Here is a 17,305-nt window from a genome sequence, read left to right as displayed (position 1 = left end):
GACCTATGAGCCATTGAGATTCGCCGATCAGGCAGCAGGAGCCTTGGCCTCTTCCAGCAGTTGCTGAATCATCTGTTCCTGCGCCTCGTAGCGCCCCTCGCCGAAGTGGCTGTAACGCATCTGGCCCTTGGCATCGATCAGGTAATGGGCCGGCCAGTACTGATTGTCGAAGTTGCGCCAGATCGCGTAGTTGTTGTCGATAGCTACCGGGTAGGTGATGCCAAGCTTTTTCACCTGTTCCTTGACGTTGTCGATGATCCGTTCGAAGCCGTATTCCGGGGTGTGTACGCCAATCACGACGAGGCCGTCCTTGCCGTACTTCTGCTCCCACGCCTTGACGTACGGCAGGGTGCGCTGACAGTTGATGCAGTCATAGGTCCAGAAATCCACCAGCACTACTTTGCCCCGTAGCGATTCAGCGCTCAGTTCCGGCGAATTCAGCCATTGCACCGCCCCAGCGAGGGACGGCATCGCGCCTTTGCTCTCATCCATCATCGAATCCGCACGCACCTTGCTGACAAAGTAATCGACCACTTTCGGCACGTTTTCCAGCACGCTTTTTTCAATGCTGGCAACGCCCTCGGAGGAGGTGCCGGCCAGTAGCGTTTTATCGGCACCGGTAGAAATCACCGCCGCCGCAGCAAGCACCGCAACACCGGCACCACGACGAAACCAACCCGTGAACGGAATCGATGGTTTCAAGCGGTTGACCAGTCCACGCCCGGCGAAAATCAGCGTCCCCAGCGACAAGGCACTGCCCACACCGTAGGCCAGCAGCAACAGGCTGGTCTGCGCATTGGCGCCTTGCAGCATCGCACCGGTGAGGATCACGCCAAGGATCGGCCCGGCGCACGGCGCCCACAACAGACCGGTGGCGACACCCAGCATGATCGAACCCATCGGGCCGGTCTTGTTCCGGGCGTCCGGATCGAGGCGGTTGCCGAGCATGACAAACGGGCGCGTCAGCCAGTCACCGATGCGCGCAGAAATCAGCGACAGGGCGAACAACGCCATCACGATCAGCGCGATGTGGCGGCCGCTGTTACTGGCTTGAATCACCCATTCGCTGCTGACCACGGCCAGGCTGGCGATCAAGGCAAAGGTCAGGGCCATGCCGCCGAGGGTCAGCAGGATCGAGGCACGGCTGCGATTGGCCCCGGCAAACAGAAACGGCACCACCGGCAGGATGCAGGGGCTGAGGACGGTCAGCAGACCGCCGAGGAATGCGATGAGGTACATAAAGGTCACCCTGGATAAATGTGAACACTGAATCCTGTGCCGAGGGCATCAGGCACTTTGGCTTTCAAGCCACTGCCCCTGCGGAGTGTGACTGGCGCCGTTTTCAGCAACCATCTGTCCTTGCGGTGTACGGCTGGAGCCATCCGCGGCAACCATTTGTCCTTGCGGTGTGCGGCTGGAGCCATCCGCCGCGATCAAGGCGTCGCTGGCCTTTTTGGCCATCGGCGTCAGTTGAAAACAGCTGCCGCTGTTGCAGCTATGCTGTTCAGCCGCAGCATTGGCATGGGTAGCCACACCTGCGAAAGCGAAAGCAACAGCAGTGAGAAAGCGCGAGACGTTGTTCATGGTGAGGCTCCTGAAAGGGGTGATGACTCAGTTGTCGTTGTTGCAGCCGTCAGCGAATTTGCTGTAATCGAGGACTCGGGTTTTGCCGGCCGAATCCAGGTAGGTCATTTGCGCATCGACGATGCCGCAGGTCACCGAGTTGTCCTGTGTCAGCGAGATCACTTTCTGGATATCCAGATGGGTGCCGTAGGTGTAGGTTTGCGCGGCGACATCCGCTTCGGCGCGGGCCGACAGGGTGCAGATGTTCAGGGCGGCGAACAGACAAGCGGCGATTACGGATTTGTTGTTCATGGTGTTTTCCTCAAGGCTTCAATGGATAGATCGTTGATTGAGCCGAGGCTGTCTGGTGTGCCTCGATGGAGCTCATTTAAAGCTCGCGAGGTATCCCGCATGTGTCGGGAAGCGGCGGGTTTAAATGGTTGTGTATCCTTGCCACCGGGGGATACACAGCGATACAAAGCCCTGAAAAAATCGTGTTTTTGCGTCTCCGTGTATCGGTCGTCACGGCAGATACACTGCAATACAAAGGCAGGCAGGCGAGCCGTTGCAGGCTCTATAGACTGCACGTCATCTCCACTTTGCTAGAGGTCTGGCCCCATGGAACATGTCGATCACATCCTGATCGTCGACGACGACCGCGAGATCCGCGAACTGGTCGGCAATTACCTGAAGAAAAACGGCCTGCGCACTACGGTCGTTGCTGATGGCCGGCAGATGCGCAGTTTTCTCGAATCCAATACCGTCGACCTGATCGTGCTCGACATCATGATGCCCGGCGACGATGGCCTGCAGTTGTGCCGCGAGCTGCGCGTCGGCAAGCACAAAGCCACGCCGGTCTTGATGCTGACCGCCCGCAACGATGAAACCGATCGGATCATCGGCCTGGAAATGGGCGCCGACGACTACCTGACCAAACCCTTCGCCGCCCGTGAATTGCTGGCGCGGATCAACGCCGTGCTGCGCCGCACGCGAATGCTGCCGCCGAATCTGGTGGTCACCGAAGCCGGTCGATTGCTGGCGTTCGGTCGTTGGCAACTGGACACCTCGGCCCGCCACCTCCTGGACAAGGACGGCACCATGGTGGCGCTGAGTGGCGCCGAATATCGCTTGCTGCGGGTATTTCTCGATCATCCGCAACGGGTACTCAGCCGCGATCAATTGCTCAACCTGACCCAGGGCCGTGACGCCGACCTGTTCGATCGTTCGATTGATCTGCTGGTCAGCCGTCTGCGCCAGCGCCTGCTGGATGACGCCCGTGAACCGGCGTACATCAAGACCGTGCGCAGCGAAGGTTATGTGTTCTCACTGCCGGTCGAGATCCTCGGTGCCACGGCATGAACATCAATCTGCACTGGCCGCGCACCCTCGCCTCGCGGGTGTCGCTGATTTTTCTGGTAGGGCTGATCCTCGCCCAGGCGCTGTCGTTCGGTGCGCAGTATTACGAGCGTTACCAGAGTGCGAAAGACACGATGCTGGGCAATCTGGAAACCGACGTCTCGACCTCGATTGCGATCCTTGATCGCTTGCCCTCCGAAGAGCGCCCGGCCTGGCTCAAGCGTCTGGCGCGGAAAAACTACGGTTATCTACTGAGCGAAGGTGACCGCGGTACGCCGATCAAGCCTGCCGATGTGCCCGTTGCGGTCACTTCGATCACTGAAGCCATCGGCGAAAAATACCCCCTGACCTTCACCGACATTCCCGGTCCGAAAAAACACTTTCAGGGCCATTTGCGCCTGAGCGACGGCAGCCCGGTGACCATCGACGTGCGTCCGGCGATGGTACCGCTGTCGCCTTGGTTGCCGGTGGTGCTGCTCGGCCAATTGGCGCTGATGATCGCCTGCACTTGGCTGGCAGTGCGCATCGCCATCCGCCCGCTCACGCGCCTGGCGAACGCTGTCGAAACCCTTGACCCCAACGCCCACCCGATCCATCTGGACGAGACAGGCCCGAACGAGGTGATCTACGCCGCCCGTGCCTTCAACGCGATGCAGGCGCGTATCGCCGCCTACCTCAAAGAACGCATGCAACTGCTGGCGGCGATCTCCCACGACCTGCAAACCCCCATCACGCGGATGAAGCTGCGCGCCGAGTTCATGGACGATTCGGCGGAACGGGACAAACTGTGCAACGACCTCGGCGAGATGGAACACCTGGTGCGCGAAGGCGTCGCCTACGCCCGCAGCATCCATGGCTCGACCGAAGAGAGCCGGCGTACCAACATGGATTCATTCCTCGAGAGCCTGGTGTTCGACTATCAGGACATGGACAAGGACGTGCAACTGGTCGGCAAGAGTGCGGTGGTGGTCGACACCCGCCCGCACGCGTTGCGCCGGGTGCTGGTCAACCTGACCGACAACGCCCTGAAGTTCGCCGGTGCCGCTGAGGTGTGGGTCGAGGCGAACAAGGGCAGCTTGTCGATCACCGTCATGGATCGCGGCCCGGGCATTGCCGAAGCGGAACTTACGCAGGTGATGGAACCGTTCTACCGCGTGGAAAACTCGCGCAACCGCGATACCGGTGGCACAGGGCTGGGACTGGCCATTGCCCAGCAACTGGCGATGGCGTTGGGTGGTTCGCTGACCCTGAGCAACCGTGAGGGTGGTGGCTTGTGTGCGGAGCTGCGGATACCGCTGCAATCTTGAGATCACTGCAATAAACCTGTGGGAGCGAGCTTGCTCGCTCCCACAGTGTTTTAAGGTGATTTAAAGAATGCCGATGGCGCCGTCTTCATGCATTTGCTGCAACAGCGCCAAGCCGTTATCCATGAACAACGCGTCAGCAAACTGTTCTGCCTCTTGCGCCAATCCTTGCAACTGCTCACGCCCGGTCAATTGCGGCAACTCACCAATGCGCTGCAACAACCGCCAGGCCAGCGGACTCAACTCAGAGAACTTCACAGCGAAATCCGCCTCCCGCCGCACCAGCAACAGTGTCGGTTGTGCCGGTGGTGACGAGGGCTGGTGATCTGGCCCAAGCAACTGCACCGGCCAGGTATAAGCCAACGGCCAGGCCAATGCCGATACCTGTAACGGCCGCTCCAGCAACAATGTCGCATCCGTGAACGGCAAGGGCATGGCGTCGGACTGCTGCAAGACCATTTCCACCCACTCGTAATGCGCCAGTTCCAGCACAAACGGGGGGAAGTTGCCCAACACTGCCGGGGCTGCCGAAAGGTAATCGACAAATTCCTCGGCAATCTCACCGAATTTCGGTGTCTGCGCACGGTAATCACGCAAAAAGCCACGAACCAGCGTGCGCCAGCGCTGATCGCCGATAATCCGGATCAGCACCGGAAAGGTGCCACCCAACAATTGCGAGAGATTGTTGAACACCAGATCGCGGTACACGTTGACTCGTGCGACGTTCATTTCGGGGGGAGGTGTCTGTTGATCGGGATCACGCAGATAGCGCGTCAGCACCTGTTGTTGCAGTAAAAGATTATCCACGGCTGACCTCCTGTTTTTGCAGGTGGCGAATGGTCTGCAGCTCCGCCACCAGTTCGGAAAATGCTGGGAAACTGAAATCTCGCTCCAGCAGCGTCGGCCGTGCGCCGAACCGGGCATAGGCCTCGGCCAGCAACGACCACACCACCGGTTTTACCGAAGCGCCATGGGTGTCGATTTTCAGCGTATCGGACTCGTCGAAATGCCCGGCCACGTGCATGCCAACCACCCTGCCCGGCTCGATCCGGGCCAGAAAATCCTGCGGATCGAAACCGTGGTTGATCGAGTTGACGTAGACGTTGTTGACGTCCAAAAGCAGATCGCAATCAGCCTCGCGCAAAACGGCGTTGGTGAAGGTCACTTCATCCATGTCCTGACGCGGTGCGGCGTAATAGGAGACGTTTTCTACCGCCAGACGCCGACCCAGAATGTCCTGGGATTGGCGGATGCGGGCGGCGACATGGTGCACCGCTTCCTCCGTGAACGGCAGTGGCAGCAAGTCGTAGAGATGGCCGTCGTCGCTGCAATAGCTCAGGTGTTCGCTGTAATGCTGCACGTGGTGAAGGTCGAGAAACACTCGCACTTCATGCAGAAAACCGATGTCCAGCGGCGCCGGCCCGCCAAGCGACAGCGACAATCCGTGACAGGACAACGGATAGCGCTCGGCCAGCTCGCGCAACGCAGCGCCATTGGCACCGCCGACGCCGATCCAGTTTTCCGGGGCGACCTCAAGAAAGTCGAAATCGCCGGTGCGTGCGGCTTGCAGGTCTTTCAACAGACCACGACGCAGACCCAGGCCGACGCTGGGTGGCGGTGATGATTGAGGGGTTTGCATGGGGGCTGACCTCGGGTAATTGGCCTGCCCAGTTGAGCCTTCGGCTGTATCGCCACTGTGTTCAGGCAACCCGATATATGCAGCCGTGTGTATCCCCCAGCCAACGTGATACACAGCGATACATCCCCCTCCTGATCGGCATAAATCCCTGTAGGAGTGAGCCTGCTCGCGATAGCGTTATTTCAGTCAAATCAGGAGTGACTGACCCAACGCTATCGCGAGCAGGCTCACTCCCACATTTTGCTCAGTGTTTGTCGCAAAAACGGGGCTAGACTCTTTCATGACCCAGTCGAGGGGGCTGCAGGACTTTAGTTGTGCCCTGCCCGTTTCCATGACCACCGCCCGGTGGCGCATGCCTCGACCCTCTACGCCGCCGGACTGTGATCCTGTTTCAGGAGCACATGTGATGGACGAGTCCCGACTCAACGAATTCATGGGCAAACTGGTCAACGACATGGGCGGCGCGGCGATGCTGGCCAATGTCATCGTCGGCGAAGAACTCGGTTTGTACCGGGCGATGGCCGACAGTCAGCCGATCAGCCCCGAAGCCCTCGCCGCAAAAACCACCTGCAACCCCCGTCTGGTGCGTGAATGGCTCAGCGCCCACGCCGCCTCCGGCTACATGGAGCACCACGATGGCCAGTTCCGCCTGCCAGAAGAGCACGCGCTGGCGCTGGCCGTCGAAGACTCGCCGGTGTATGTCGCCGGCGGACTGGGCGTGGTGGCGTCGTTTTTCCATGACAAGGACAAACTGGTCAAAGCCATGCGCGGCAACGGTGCCCTGCCCTGGGGCGATCACCATCCGTGCATGTTCACCGGCACCGAACGGTTTTTCCGCCCTGGCTACAAAGGACACCTGATCGCCGAATGGTTGCCGGCGCTGGACGGCGTCGTCGCCAAACTGGAAAACGGCGCGAAAGTTGCCGACATCGGCTGCGGCCACGGTGCCTCGACGGTGATCATGGCCCAGGCGTTTCCCAACTCGCGCTTCGTCGGCTACGACTACCACGCACCGTCGGTCACCGTCGCCACGCAACGCGCCGAAGAAGGCGGCGTCAGCAGTCGGGCGAAGTTTTTCCAGGGTACTGCGAAAAGTTACCCCGGTGATGACTACGATCTGATCTGCTATTTCGACTGCCTGCACGACATGGGCGACCCGGTCGGCGCGGCGCGTCACGCTTACGACTCGCTGAAAGAGGACGGCACGGTGTTGCTGGTCGAGCCGTTCGCCAACGACACACTGGACGACAACATCAACCCGGTCGGACGGTTGTTTTACGCAGCGTCGACGTTTATTTGCACGCCGAACTCACTGTCCCAGGAAGTCGGCCTCGGTCTCGGCGCACAAGCGGGGGAAATACGTCTGCGCAAAGTGTTTAGCGAGGCGGGGTTCAATCACTTCCGACGCGCCACGCAAACACCGTTCAACCTGATTCTGGAGGCGCGCAAGTAAGTCGCGCGGATCGCGTGCTAACCTGCTGGCACCGTCTTCCCCGGAGCGCTGACCATGCTCGACAGCCCGATCCGCGAACACCTCGACACGCTGCAACAGGCGATGGCCGATGGTGACTTTCTGGTGCTGACCGGCGCCGGCATCAGCACGCCATCGGGCATTCCCGATTACCGCGACAGCGACGGTGTGCGCCGAGGCCGGCAGCCAATGATGTATCAGGAATTCCTCGCCGCCCCGGAATCACGTCGTCGTTATTGGGCGCGGGCGATGCTCGGTTGGCCTCGGGTGCGTCAGGCGCGGCCGAATCCGGCACACGAGGCACTGGCCGGTTTGCAGAGCCAAGGGCGGATCAGCGCTTTGATCACGCAAAACGTCGACACCTTGCACGATCAGGCTGGCAGCCACGACGTCATCGAACTGCATGGCAGTTTGCATCGCGTGCTGTGCCTGGATTGCGGTCAGCGCAGTGAGCGCGATGCAATTCAGCGCTTGATGGAAATGCACAATCCGTATCTGGCCGGCGTCGACGCAGTACAGGCACCGGACGGCGATACCCTGCTCGACCCGGCGTTCGAAGCGCGGTTTCAGGTGCCGCAATGCCCGCATTGCGGCGGTGAGCGGATGAAACCGGATGTGGTGTTTTTCGGCGAAAACGTCGCGCAACCCACGGCGGCCCGGGCCATGGCGGCGGCGGAAAATGCGGCGGGGATGCTGGTGGTGGGGTCGTCGTTGATGGCCTATTCGGCGTTTCGCCTGTGCCGGGTGATCGCGGATCGTGGCAAGCCGTTGATTGCGATCAATCTGGGCAAGACCCGTGCGGATGATTTGCTGGATTTAAAGATTGAGGGGTCTTGCGAAGCGTTGTTGCCGCTGTTAGCGCAACGCCTGACCTGCTGAGCACATAAATCCCTGTAGGAGGGATCAATGTTCGGCTTTGAGGATATCGAACAACGCCTGCGCCGCCGCCGACAGTTCATTGCCCGGCTCGGTCAGCACACCAATCGCCCGCTCTACCGAATCATTCAACGTCAGGCATCGCGCACCCAGTTCCTGCATCTGCTCGGCACACAATGCCGGCACCGCACTGACGCCCAGCCCACTGGCAACCATCCGCCCGACCGTCGCCAGTTGATGACTTTCAAATTCCACGGGCAGCTTCATGCCCCGGGCCTGCAAGTGTTCTTCGAGCATCACCCGCACCGTCGACGGTCGTTGCAAGGTGATGAACGGTTCCTGCAACAAGGTTTGCCAATCTATTTCGGCAAGATCCGCCAGCGGTGAATCCTGCGGCACCACCGCCACAAAGCGATCCATATAAAGAGGCGTGAAGGTCATCGAGGTGTTCTGCATCGGCTCGAACGCCACGCCCAACTCCACCTGTCGGTCGCGAACCATTTCCAGCACTTGCTCGTTGATCACGTCATTCACCGTCACGTTGACGTTCGGATAGCGCGCGCGGAAAGTCTTGAGAATCGGCGGCAGCAGATTACCGGCAAACGACGGCATCGCCGCCAGCGTCACCCGCCCGCGTTGCAGGCTGAAGCGCTGGCGCATTTCGTCCTCGGCGTTGTCCCAGTCGGCGATCAGGCGTCGGGCCAGCGGCAGCAGGGATTCACCCTCGGCGGTCAACGCGACGTTGCGGGTGTTGCGGCTGAAGAGGCGCCCGCCCAAGCCCTCTTCCAATGCCTTGATGGTCAGGCTCAGCGCCGATTGCGACAGGTGCAACCGCTCGCAGGCCACGGCGAAACTCAGGCTTTGGGCCACGGCGAGAAAGGCGCGGATCTGTTTGATGGTCATGAATGCTGTACGCCCTTTAATGTAGGAGCTGCCGAAGGCTGCGATCTTTTGATCTTGAAAAACAAAAACCAAAAGATCGCAGCCTTCGGCAGCTCCTACAGTGAATCGATATGGATTGTTGAGTTTTATCTATCAATCAACCTTAAAAATCAACTTAACAAATATATCCACCGGCGCGACACTCCAACCATTCGGCTAGCCAGCCGCCCGCAAATAATAAAAGAGGTGCATATGGCAGGTTTCGACAAGCGCGTGAGTTCCTACGAGGAAGCCCTCGCCGGGCTGGAAGACGGCATGACCGTCATCGCCGGCGGCTTCGGTCTGTGCGGCATTCCGGAAAACCTGATCGCCGAGATCAAGCGCAAAGGCACCCGCGACCTCACCGTGGTTTCCAACAACTGCGGCGTCGACGGTTTCGGTCTTGGCGTACTGCTGACCGACCGCCAGATCAGCAAGGTCGTCGCCTCTTACGTCGGCGAAAACAAGTTGTTCGAAGAGCAACTGCTCAAAGGCGAAATCGAAGTCATCCTGACCCCGCAAGGCACCCTCGCCGAGAAAATGCGCGCTGGTGGCGCCGGCATCCCGGCCTTCTTCACTGCCACCGGCGTCGGCACTCCGGTCGCCGAAGGTAAAGAAGTGCGTGAGTTCAAAGGTCGCAAGTACCTGATGGAAGAATCCATCACCGGCGACTTCGCCATCGTCAAAGGCTGGAAAGCCGACCACTTCGGTAACGTCATCTACCGTCACACTGCGCAGAACTTCAATCCGCTGGCCGCCACCGCCGGCAAGATCACCGTGGTCGAAGTCGAAGAAATCGTCGAACCCGGCGAATTGGACCCGGCACACATCCACACCCCGGGCATCTACGTCGACCGGGTCATTTGCGGCACGTTCGAAAAACGCATCGAACAGCGCACCATCCGCAAATAATTCAGGCTGACGGAGAATAAAAACATGGCACTTTCCCGCGAACAAATGGCTCAGCGCGTCGCCCGCGAAATGCAGGACGGCTATTACGTGAACCTCGGTATCGGCATTCCGACCCTGGTCGCCAACTACATCCCCGAAGGCATGGAAGTCATGCTGCAATCGGAAAACGGCCTGCTCGGCATGGGTCCTTTTCCGACGGAAGAAACCATCGATGCCGACATGATCAACGCCGGCAAACAGACGGTGACCGCGCGCATTGGCGCGTCGATCTTCTCCTCCGCCGAATCCTTTGCGATGATTCGCGGCGGCCATGTCGACCTGACCGTGCTCGGCGCGTTTGAAGTGGACGTCGAAGGCAACATCGCCTCGTGGATGATCCCCGGCAAACTGGTCAAGGGCATGGGCGGCGCGATGGATCTGGTGGCTGGCGCCGACAACATCATCGTTATCATGACCCACGCATCCAAGGATGGTGAGTCCAAACTGTTATCCAAGTGCAGCCTGCCGCTGACCGGCGCCGGGTGCATCAAGCGTGTGCTGACCGACCTCGCCTATCTCGAAATCGAGAACGGCGCGTTCATTCTCAAAGAGCGCGCACCGGGCGTCAGCGTTGAAGAGATTGTGGCCAAAACCGCCGGCAAACTGATCGTGCCTGATCACGTACCGGAAATGCAGTTCGCTGCCCAGTGAGGAATTCGAAAATGCAAGACGTCGTCATTGTTGCCGCCACGCGTACCGCGATCGGCAGTTTCCAGGGTGCGCTGGCCTCGGTATCCGCAGTCGATCTGGGCGCGGCGGTGATCCGCCAGTTGCTCGAGCAGACCGGTCTGGACGGTGCTCAGGTCGATGAAGTGATCATGGGCCAGGTATTGACTGCCGGCGCCGGCCAGAACCCGGCGCGTCAGGCCGCAATCAAGGCTGGCCTGCCCCACGCCGTACCGGCCATGACCCTGAACAAGGTCTGCGGCTCGGGTCTGAAAGCCCTGCACCTTGGCGCCCAGGCGATCCGCTGCGGCGACGCTGACGTGATCATCGCCGGCGGCCAGGAAAACATGAGCCTGTCCAACTACGTGATGCCGGGTGCGCGCACCGGTCTGCGCATGGGTCACGCGCAAATCGTCGACACCATGATCAGCGACGGCCTGTGGGATGCGTTCAACGATTACCACATGGGTATCACTGCCGAAAATCTTGTCGACAAGTACGAAATCACCCGTGAACAGCAGGACACCTTCGCTGCTGCTTCACAGCAAAAAGCCGCCGCTGCCATCGAGGCCGGTCGCTTCGTCGATGAAATCACCCCGATCCTGATTCCGCAGCGCAAAGGCGACCCGGTTGCGTTCAAGGTTGACGAGCAACCGCGCGGCGCTACCACCGCCGAATCTCTGGCCAAACTGCGCCCGGCTTTCAAAAAGGATGGCAGTGTCACTGCCGGCAATGCTTCCTCGCTGAACGACGGCGCCGCCGCTGTGATCCTGATGAGCGCCGAGAAAGCCAAGGCGCTGGGCCTGCCAGTGCTGGCCACTATCGCCGCTTACGCCAACGCGGGCGTCGACCCGGCGATCATGGGCATCGGCCCGGTCTCGGCCACTCGTCGCTGCCTGGACAAGGCTGGCTGGTCGATTGGCCAGCTCGATCTGATCGAAGCCAACGAAGCCTTCGCCGCACAATCGCTGGCCGTGGCCAAGGATCTGCAATGGGATCTGGACAAGGTCAACGTCAACGGTGGCGCTATCGCTTTGGGTCACCCGATCGGCGCGTCGGGCTGCCGGGTGCTGGTGACCCTGCTGCACGAAATGATCAAGCGTGATGCGAAAAAGGGTCTGGCGACCCTGTGCATCGGTGGTGGCCAAGGCGTCGCCCTGGCGCTGCAACGCGGATAAAGAGCAATACAGACAGCGAGCGGATCCACGACATCCGCCCGCTGTCTACCTGCTTACCTGCTTACCTGCTTACCTGCTTACCTGCTTACCTACAGAGGATTGTGTCGTTCACGAATATGGCTTGCGCAGCAAATAAGTATCCATGATCCACCCATGCTCAGCCCGCGCAGCCTTGCGCACCCGCTCGATCTCATCCGCCACCTCCCCGAGTTTGCCGCTGATCAAAATCTCATCCGGCGTGCCCAGATAGGCCCCCCAGTAAATCTCTGTCTGCGGATCAGCCACATGGTGGTAGGAATCTTCGGCGTCGAGCATCACCACCAGACTGTCGGCATCACTCACCTGCCCCGCCGCCAGCCGCCGGCCTGTGGTGATTTCTATCGAGCGGCCAATCGTATTCAGCGGCACCTTGTGCTGCGCGGCCAACGCCTGAACGCTGGTAATCCCGGGGATCACCTCAAATTCGAAGGCACAGCGGCCTGACGCCAGAATCGCCTGGAGGATACGAATGGTGCTGTCGTACAGCGCCGGATCGCCCCACACCAGAAAACCGCCGCACTCGCCGTCAGACATTTCGTCATTGATCAGCCGTTCGAAGGTTTGCTGTTTGGCGCGATTCAGATCATCGACGCTGGCGGTGTAGTCCACATCGCCACGCTCGCGCTCCGGGCTGTGGGCTTGGACGAAGCGATACATGGGATCCGTAATGTAGCGCTCACAGATCTCGCGACGCAGGTCGATCAGTTGGTCCTTGCTCGCGCCTTTATCCATCAGAAAAAAAACATCCACCCGATTCAGCGCTTTCACCGCCTGCATCGTGATGTAGTCCGGATTGCCGGCACCGATGCCGATCACCAGCAGTTGTTTCATCAGTGCGCTCCTGCAGCGTCGAGACCGGGCAAGCGTAGCCGCCAGCGCCCCGTGAAGCGCAATTCGACAACCGATAACGGCTCGACATCAATGTCATGAAAGGCCGAACCGCGCATCATCTGCATCAGCGCGGCGCGGATGATGAACGGATGGGTGACCGCCACGACATGGCCCGGCGTGGCTTGCAAACTGACCAGCCACGCTGCCACCCGTTCACAAAGCTGCGCAACCGACTCACCACCGTGGGGCGTGGCGTGGGGATCTTCCAGCCAGGTGCGCAACGCCGCTTCCTGTGTGCTTTGCAGATCCTTGATCGATTGGCCGTGCCACTGTCCCCAATCACAATCGCGCAGCGCCTCATCGACTTGAGCATCCGCGCCGAACCACGCCGCCGTCTGCCGGGTGCGCAACTCCGGTCCGCAGATCAAACGCCGCGGAGGTTGGAAACGCGTAGCCAGCGCCTCAGAGGCCAAGCCAATATTTTCAACAGGCTCACTCGTAGGAAAACGCGCCAATTTTTGTGCGACGGTTCGTGCATGGCATATCAATGTCAAACGGCTGGTTTGCACAATCAATCACTCGGTCGAGGGACATCAAAATTCAACGGCGCATTGCCGATATGTTGGCCATTGTGCCGTAAACCGAGGCTTCCGGACTGGCCGATGCCGCGAAGTGTCACTCAGCGATGGCGAAAAAGCGGCGATATCTGACACCACAATGGGCAATGGACTACAAGACATGTCGACCTCAATGTAGCCCTTGTTACACGGGCATCTCGCCCCATTTTAGGGCCTTTTCAACACGGCAAAAAAATCGCTAGACATGTAGCGTCCGTTACATAAATACTGTTTTAACGGATTGTGAAACGAATTCGACACACCCATCCAGCAGGAGCCAGGATGCCCCCTCTCAGAGACCTGATCACCGACCCCGGCCTCGACCTTACGCCGTCGGAGCGCAAAGTTGTTCGCGCCCTGCTTGATCAGTACCCACGCAATGGGCTGGGGCCCATGGCGCGACTGGCCGAACATGCCGGCGTCAGCGATCCGACCATCGTCAGGCTGGTGAAAAAACTCGGTTTCGGCGGTTATGCCGAATTCCAGGACGCCCTGCTCAGCGACATGGACCATCGCCTGCGCTCGCCGCGCACCCTGCTGCAGCCACGCGCGCAGCAGCAAAAGGATGACGCCTGGAGCCACTATCTGGGCGACAGCCACCGCCTGCTGGTTGAAACCCTATCGCTGACCCAACCCGAAGACGTGCGCATCCTCACCGACTGGCTGCTCGACGGCCGACATCAGGTGTACTGCTTCGGCGGCCGTTTCAGCAGCCTGATGGCGACTTACCTGCTCAATCACTTGCGCCTGCTGCGGCCCGGTTGCTTTGCACTGGAGGACAACGCGCAACTGCCCGATCGCCTGTTCGATCTGCAACGCCAGGACGTGGTGTTGGTGTTTGACTACCGCCGTTATCAAACCCAGGCCCTGCGCGTCGCCAGTGCCGCGAAAAACAGCAACGCACGCGTGGTGCTGTTCACCGACATCTACGCCTCGCCGCTGCGCGAACTGGCTGATCTGATCATCAGCGCCCCGGTGGAATCGGCTTCGCCGTTCGACACCATGGTCCCGGCGCTGGCTCAGGTCGAAGCACTGATCGCCTGTCTGACCCTGCGCACTGAAAATCTGGCCGATCGCCTGGAAGGCATCGACGCCCTGCGCAACGACTTCAACACCCACCTGCTGGAGGATAAATAAGGATGTTCAGCCTTCCCCACCGCTCGCCGCGGGACTTGCCGTTTGTCACCGACCATACCGCTTTGCTGCTGGTCGACATGCAGCGTGCCTGGCTCGAACCGCAGTTCGACCCGCACCTGAACGGCCCGGACGGCGAGTATTTCCTGACCCGCGCGCACATGCAGGTGGTGCCCAATCAACGCCGGTTGCTCAGTGCCTTTCGTCAGGCGCGGCAGAACGTCCTGCACACCATTATCGAAAGCCTGACCGCTGATGGCCGCGACCGCTCGCTGGATCACAAGCTGTCAGACATGCACCTGCCCAAGGGCAGCGCGCAGGCGCGAATCATTGAAGACCTGACCCCGGTGGAAAACGAAATCGTCCTGCCGAAAACCTCGTCCGGGGTCTTCAACTCGACCAACATCGACTACGTGCTGCGCAACCTCGAAACCCGCCACCTGATCATCGCCGGCATCGTCACCGACCAATGCGTCGACATGGCCGTGCGCGACGCCGCCGACCGTGGTTATCTGGTGACCCTGGTCGAAGACGCCTGCGCCACCTACAACGAAGCCCGGCATCACGCCTGCCTGAATGCGATCAAGGGTTACTGCTGGATCACCGACACCGATACCGTGCTCGCTCGGTTGCAGGAGATGCAGCCATGAGCGCACGCCTGACGCCGCTGCCGATGACCACCATCGTCACCACTGACCTGATCGGCATCACCCGTGGCCGCTCGTTCCCCACCGATGAACTTGAGCATTACCAGGCCGCCGGTTGCGGCTGGGTGCCGGCCAACAGCGCGTTGACGCCCCAAGACATCATTGCCTCGACCAACCCGTGGGGCGCTTATGGTGACTTGCGCCTGATTCCCGATCTGAGCAGCCGCGTCACCGTCAGCAACGGGCCGGATGCCGATGCACCAGCGCTGGATTTCATTCACGGCGATATCCGCGAAACCGACGGCCGCCCATGGGGTGCCTGCCCGCGCACGTTGTTGCGTGATGAAATCGAGCGCTACCGCGACGCGTTGGGGTTGCAGGTCAACGCCGCGTTCGAACACGAATTCAACCTGCACGCAGGTTTTGCCGAACACCTGGCGTTTTCCCTCGAAGCGCAGCGTCAAGGTGCCGAATTCGGCGGCTGGCTGCTCGCCGCACTGCGCGCCGGCGGCGTCGAGCCGGAAATGTTCCTGCCGGAATACGGCAAGCATCAATACGAAATCACCTGCCGTCCAACCCTCGGCGTGGCAGCGGCGGACCGCGCAGTGAACGTGCGCGAGATTACCCGCGAGATTGCCCGGCAAATGGCCCTCGACCTGAGCTTCGCGCCGAAAACCGCCGAGAACGCGGTGTGCAACGGGGTACACCTGCACGTCAGCCTGCTTGATCTGGCCGGCCAGCCAATGCTCTACGACGCGGGCACCAGCAATGGTCTGTCGACCCTCGGCCAGCATTGGGCGGCGGGCATCCTGCATTACTTGCCGGCGCTGTGTGCGTTCACCGCACCGACCCCGGTCTCGTATGAGCGCTTGCAGCCCCACCACTGGAGCGCGTCCTACGCCTGCCTGGGCCAGCAGAACCGTGAAGCGGCGCTGCGCATCTGCCCGACGGTGACGCTGGGCGGCAAATCCGTGGCCACGCAGTTCAACCTCGAATTCCGCGCCATGGACGCCACCGCCTCGCCGCACCTGGCCATGGCTGCGCTGCTGATCGCCGGACGCCTGGGCATCGAACAGCGTCTGGCGCTGAACGCGATCACCGATGAGATTCCCGACTCACTTAACGACGAGCAACGCAAGGCGCGGGGCATCGTTGCCCTGCCCCTCTCGCTGGCCCAGGCACTGGATTGCCTGCGCAACAGTGGCGCCTTCAATGAATGGCTGCCCAAGCCGTTGCTCGATACTTACCACGCCCTGAAAACCGAGGAACTGGCGCTGACGGAACAGCTCTCGCCCGCTGACCTGTGTGAGCACTATGCACGCCTGTACTGAATCCGCCGAGCTGGGGTTGTACACCCGACCGGTCTACAACCTGAGCCGCGCTGACTCGACGCACCCGGTGATTCTGGTGTGCGAGCACGCCAGTCGCTACATCCCCGAGGCCCTGAACAACTTGGGTCTGGACGATGCCGCCGCGCGCGAGCACATCGCCTGGGACATCGGCGCGCTGCAACTGGCCGAGCAATTGTCGGAAACCCTCGGCGCGACGCTGTTGAGCGCCAACTATTCGCGGCTGCTGATTGATCTGAATCGACCACGGCATGCGCCTGACAGCATTCCGGCGCAGAGCGAGATTTACCAAGTGCCGGGCAACCGCGAGCTGGACGAAGCCACCCGCGAATACCGGCGCCAGACGCTGTTCAAGCCGTTTCACACACAGTTGCAGACGCTGATCGACGAACGCATCGCCAAGGGTCAACCGGTGCGGGTGGTCGGGATTCACAGTTTCACCCCGGTGTATTACGGCCAGCCGCGCCCGCTGGAAATCGGCGTGTTGTTTGGTCAGGCCAAGGCGTATGCACAACGGCTGCTCGACGGCCTCGAAGAGCTTCCGCTGAAAGTCGCGGGCAACCAGCCGTACAAGATAGATCCGCTGGGCGACATGACCGTGCCAGTGCACGGTGACGCCCGCGGCCTGGAGTCGGTGTTGATCGAGGTGCGCAACGACTTGCTGCAAAGCCCGGAGGCCGTCTCGCGCTGGGCTGGATACCTCGCGCCATTGCTGTAAGGAAAGACGCCTGTAAAGACTGCTGATGCTGTAACGGATTACCGA

The 17,305-nt window shown here is 60.6% G+C and carries 19 protein-coding genes; 11 read left to right on the top strand and 8 right to left on the bottom strand.

The genetic code is table 11. From position 1 onward, the window contains the following. Window positions 1-27: 27 nt before the first annotated feature. The 3 genes from ACIOVB_RS16025 to ACIOVB_RS16015 are packed head-to-tail and all read right to left on the bottom strand — an operon-like array spanning window position 28 to window position 1,875. Complete coding sequence (locus tag ACIOVB_RS16025) at window positions 28-1,239, bottom strand: cytochrome c biogenesis protein DipZ (RefSeq protein WP_401269232.1); 1,212 nt, start codon at window positions 1,237-1,239, stop codon at window positions 28-30. A gap of 48 nt (window positions 1,240-1,287) precedes the next feature. Continuing rightward, window positions 1,288-1,584: a hypothetical protein gene (locus tag ACIOVB_RS16020; RefSeq protein ID WP_401269230.1), complete on the bottom strand. Its 297-nt coding sequence runs from the start codon at window positions 1,582-1,584 to the stop codon at window positions 1,288-1,290. A gap of 27 nt (window positions 1,585-1,611) precedes the next feature. Then, window positions 1,612-1,875 (bottom strand): DUF2790 domain-containing protein, encoded by a 264-nt coding sequence (locus ACIOVB_RS16015; RefSeq protein WP_187677085.1) that lies wholly within the window; start codon window positions 1,873-1,875, stop codon window positions 1,612-1,614. A gap of 306 nt (window positions 1,876-2,181) precedes the next feature. Here ACIOVB_RS16015 and ACIOVB_RS16010 point away from each other — a divergent pair, with 306 nt between their 5' ends. After that, window positions 2,182-2,922, top strand: a complete 741-nt coding sequence (locus ACIOVB_RS16010; protein WP_187677084.1) for a response regulator — start codon at window positions 2,182-2,184, stop codon at window positions 2,920-2,922. Further along, window positions 2,919-4,226, top strand: coding sequence for a sensor histidine kinase (locus ACIOVB_RS16005; protein WP_401269226.1), 1,308 nt, complete (start codon window positions 2,919-2,921; stop codon window positions 4,224-4,226). Before ACIOVB_RS16010 ends, ACIOVB_RS16005 begins: the two co-directional genes overlap by 4 nt. Before the next feature lie 60 nt (window positions 4,227-4,286). Here the strand turns inward: ACIOVB_RS16005 and ACIOVB_RS16000 are convergent, their stop codons facing one another. Together ACIOVB_RS16000 and ACIOVB_RS15995 are read right to left on the bottom strand one after the other, a co-directional pair. Continuing rightward, complete coding sequence (locus ACIOVB_RS16000; protein ID WP_401269224.1) at window positions 4,287-5,030, bottom strand: DUF2063 domain-containing protein; 744 nt, start codon at window positions 5,028-5,030, stop codon at window positions 4,287-4,289. Beyond that, the gene (locus ACIOVB_RS15995) at window positions 5,023-5,862 is read right to left on the bottom strand and encodes a DUF692 domain-containing protein (protein ID WP_401269221.1); all 840 of its coding nucleotides are present in this window, start codon (window positions 5,860-5,862) and stop codon (window positions 5,023-5,025) included. The genes ACIOVB_RS16000 and ACIOVB_RS15995 overlap by 8 nt, the downstream gene beginning before the upstream one ends. 406 nt (window positions 5,863-6,268) lie before the next feature. Between ACIOVB_RS15995 and ACIOVB_RS15990 the strand changes: the two genes are divergently transcribed. Both ACIOVB_RS15990 and ACIOVB_RS15985 read left to right on the top strand, forming a co-directional pair. After that, window positions 6,269-7,315, top strand: a complete 1,047-nt coding sequence (locus ACIOVB_RS15990; RefSeq protein ID WP_401269219.1) for a class I SAM-dependent methyltransferase — start codon at window positions 6,269-6,271, stop codon at window positions 7,313-7,315. A 54-nt stretch (window positions 7,316-7,369) separates the two neighbouring features. After that, on the top strand, window positions 7,370-8,212 hold the full coding sequence (locus ACIOVB_RS15985) for an NAD-dependent protein deacetylase (RefSeq protein ID WP_401269217.1): 843 nt from the start codon (window positions 7,370-7,372) through the stop codon (window positions 8,210-8,212). Window positions 8,213-8,236: 24 nt separating this feature from the next. Here ACIOVB_RS15985 and ACIOVB_RS15980 read toward each other — a convergent pair whose 3' ends face one another. Beyond that, window positions 8,237-9,112 (bottom strand): LysR family transcriptional regulator, encoded by an 876-nt coding sequence (locus ACIOVB_RS15980; RefSeq protein ID WP_187677078.1) that lies wholly within the window; start codon window positions 9,110-9,112, stop codon window positions 8,237-8,239. Window positions 9,113-9,343: 231 nt separating this feature from the next. Between ACIOVB_RS15980 and ACIOVB_RS15975 the strand changes: the two genes are divergently transcribed. Genes ACIOVB_RS15975 through ACIOVB_RS15965 form a run of 3 tightly spaced genes read left to right on the top strand, consistent with a single transcriptional unit; the run spans window position 9,344 to window position 11,925 of the window. Continuing rightward, a complete protein-coding gene (locus ACIOVB_RS15975; protein ID WP_401269215.1) occupies window positions 9,344-10,042 on the top strand; it encodes a CoA transferase subunit A in 699 nt (232 codons plus the stop codon). 24 nt (window positions 10,043-10,066) lie between these two features. Beyond that, the gene (locus ACIOVB_RS15970; protein WP_221733818.1) at window positions 10,067-10,732 is read left to right on the top strand and encodes a CoA transferase subunit B; all 666 of its coding nucleotides are present in this window, start codon (window positions 10,067-10,069) and stop codon (window positions 10,730-10,732) included. 11 nt (window positions 10,733-10,743) lie between these two features. Next, window positions 10,744-11,925: an acetyl-CoA C-acetyltransferase gene (locus tag ACIOVB_RS15965; protein ID WP_401269213.1), complete on the top strand. Its 1,182-nt coding sequence runs from the start codon at window positions 10,744-10,746 to the stop codon at window positions 11,923-11,925. 108 nt (window positions 11,926-12,033) lie between these two features. On the opposite strand, the gene cobF is transcribed toward ACIOVB_RS15965, so the two are convergent. Then, window positions 12,034-12,795: a precorrin-6A synthase (deacetylating) gene (cobF, locus tag ACIOVB_RS15960; protein ID WP_401269211.1), complete on the bottom strand. Its 762-nt coding sequence runs from the start codon at window positions 12,793-12,795 to the stop codon at window positions 12,034-12,036. Next, complete coding sequence (locus ACIOVB_RS15955) at window positions 12,795-13,364, bottom strand: histidine phosphatase family protein (RefSeq protein ID WP_401269208.1); 570 nt, start codon at window positions 13,362-13,364, stop codon at window positions 12,795-12,797. The genes cobF and ACIOVB_RS15955 overlap by 1 nt, the downstream gene beginning before the upstream one ends. A gap of 330 nt (window positions 13,365-13,694) precedes the next feature. Here ACIOVB_RS15955 and ACIOVB_RS15950 point away from each other — a divergent pair, with 330 nt between their 5' ends. The 4 genes from ACIOVB_RS15950 to ACIOVB_RS15935 are packed head-to-tail and all read left to right on the top strand — an operon-like array spanning window position 13,695 to window position 17,260. Further along, a complete protein-coding gene (locus ACIOVB_RS15950) occupies window positions 13,695-14,549 on the top strand; it encodes a MurR/RpiR family transcriptional regulator (RefSeq protein WP_187677072.1) in 855 nt (284 codons plus the stop codon). A 2-nt stretch (window positions 14,550-14,551) separates the two neighbouring features. Continuing rightward, window positions 14,552-15,196: an isochorismatase family cysteine hydrolase gene (locus tag ACIOVB_RS15945; RefSeq protein WP_401269205.1), complete on the top strand. Its 645-nt coding sequence runs from the start codon at window positions 14,552-14,554 to the stop codon at window positions 15,194-15,196. Beyond that, complete coding sequence (locus ACIOVB_RS15940; protein WP_401269202.1) at window positions 15,193-16,524, top strand: glutamine synthetase; 1,332 nt, start codon at window positions 15,193-15,195, stop codon at window positions 16,522-16,524. Before ACIOVB_RS15945 ends, ACIOVB_RS15940 begins: the two co-directional genes overlap by 4 nt. Then, entirely contained in the window at window positions 16,508-17,260 is a 753-nt protein-coding gene (locus ACIOVB_RS15935) for an N-formylglutamate amidohydrolase (RefSeq protein WP_401269200.1), read from the top strand. Before ACIOVB_RS15940 ends, ACIOVB_RS15935 begins: the two co-directional genes overlap by 17 nt. Window positions 17,261-17,305 lie beyond the last annotated feature (45 nt).

The sequence above is a fragment of the Pseudomonas sp. NPDC087639 genome (assembly GCF_044743385.1).
Classification (GTDB): Bacteria; Pseudomonadota; Gammaproteobacteria; order Pseudomonadales; family Pseudomonadaceae; genus Aquipseudomonas.
Note: the sequence above shows the minus strand (reverse complement) of the source record. Positions and strands in the feature narration are given on the sequence as shown.

Excerpts from the sequence above, each read along its gene's own strand:
- ACIOVB_RS16025 (WP_401269232.1), bottom strand. The coding sequence starts at position 1,239 with ATGTACCTCATCGCATTCCTCGGCGGTCTGCTGACCGTCCTCAGCCCC.
- ACIOVB_RS16020 (WP_401269230.1), bottom strand. The coding sequence starts at position 1,584 with ATGAACAACGTCTCGCGCTTTCTCACTGCTGTTGCTTTCGCTTTCGCA.
- ACIOVB_RS16015 (WP_187677085.1), bottom strand. The coding sequence starts at position 1,875 with ATGAACAACAAATCCGTAATCGCCGCTTGTCTGTTCGCCGCCCTGAAC.
- ACIOVB_RS16010 (WP_187677084.1), top strand. The coding sequence starts at position 2,182 with ATGGAACATGTCGATCACATCCTGATCGTCGACGACGACCGCGAGATC.
- ACIOVB_RS16005 (WP_401269226.1), top strand. The coding sequence starts at position 2,919 with ATGAACATCAATCTGCACTGGCCGCGCACCCTCGCCTCGCGGGTGTCG.
- ACIOVB_RS15995 (WP_401269221.1), bottom strand. The coding sequence starts at position 5,862 with ATGCAAACCCCTCAATCATCACCGCCACCCAGCGTCGGCCTGGGTCTG.
- ACIOVB_RS15990 (WP_401269219.1), top strand. The coding sequence starts at position 6,269 with ATGGACGAGTCCCGACTCAACGAATTCATGGGCAAACTGGTCAACGAC.
- ACIOVB_RS15985 (WP_401269217.1), top strand. The coding sequence starts at position 7,370 with ATGCTCGACAGCCCGATCCGCGAACACCTCGACACGCTGCAACAGGCG.
- ACIOVB_RS15980 (WP_187677078.1), bottom strand. The coding sequence starts at position 9,112 with ATGACCATCAAACAGATCCGCGCCTTTCTCGCCGTGGCCCAAAGCCTG.
- ACIOVB_RS15975 (WP_401269215.1), top strand. The coding sequence starts at position 9,344 with ATGGCAGGTTTCGACAAGCGCGTGAGTTCCTACGAGGAAGCCCTCGCC.
- ACIOVB_RS15970 (WP_221733818.1), top strand. The coding sequence starts at position 10,067 with ATGGCACTTTCCCGCGAACAAATGGCTCAGCGCGTCGCCCGCGAAATG.
- ACIOVB_RS15965 (WP_401269213.1), top strand. The coding sequence starts at position 10,744 with ATGCAAGACGTCGTCATTGTTGCCGCCACGCGTACCGCGATCGGCAGT.
- cobF (WP_401269211.1), bottom strand. The coding sequence starts at position 12,795 with ATGAAACAACTGCTGGTGATCGGCATCGGTGCCGGCAATCCGGACTAC.
- ACIOVB_RS15950 (WP_187677072.1), top strand. The coding sequence starts at position 13,695 with ATGCCCCCTCTCAGAGACCTGATCACCGACCCCGGCCTCGACCTTACG.
- ACIOVB_RS15945 (WP_401269205.1), top strand. The coding sequence starts at position 14,552 with ATGTTCAGCCTTCCCCACCGCTCGCCGCGGGACTTGCCGTTTGTCACC.
- ACIOVB_RS15940 (WP_401269202.1), top strand. The coding sequence starts at position 15,193 with ATGAGCGCACGCCTGACGCCGCTGCCGATGACCACCATCGTCACCACT.
- ACIOVB_RS15935 (WP_401269200.1), top strand. The coding sequence starts at position 16,508 with ATGCACGCCTGTACTGAATCCGCCGAGCTGGGGTTGTACACCCGACCG.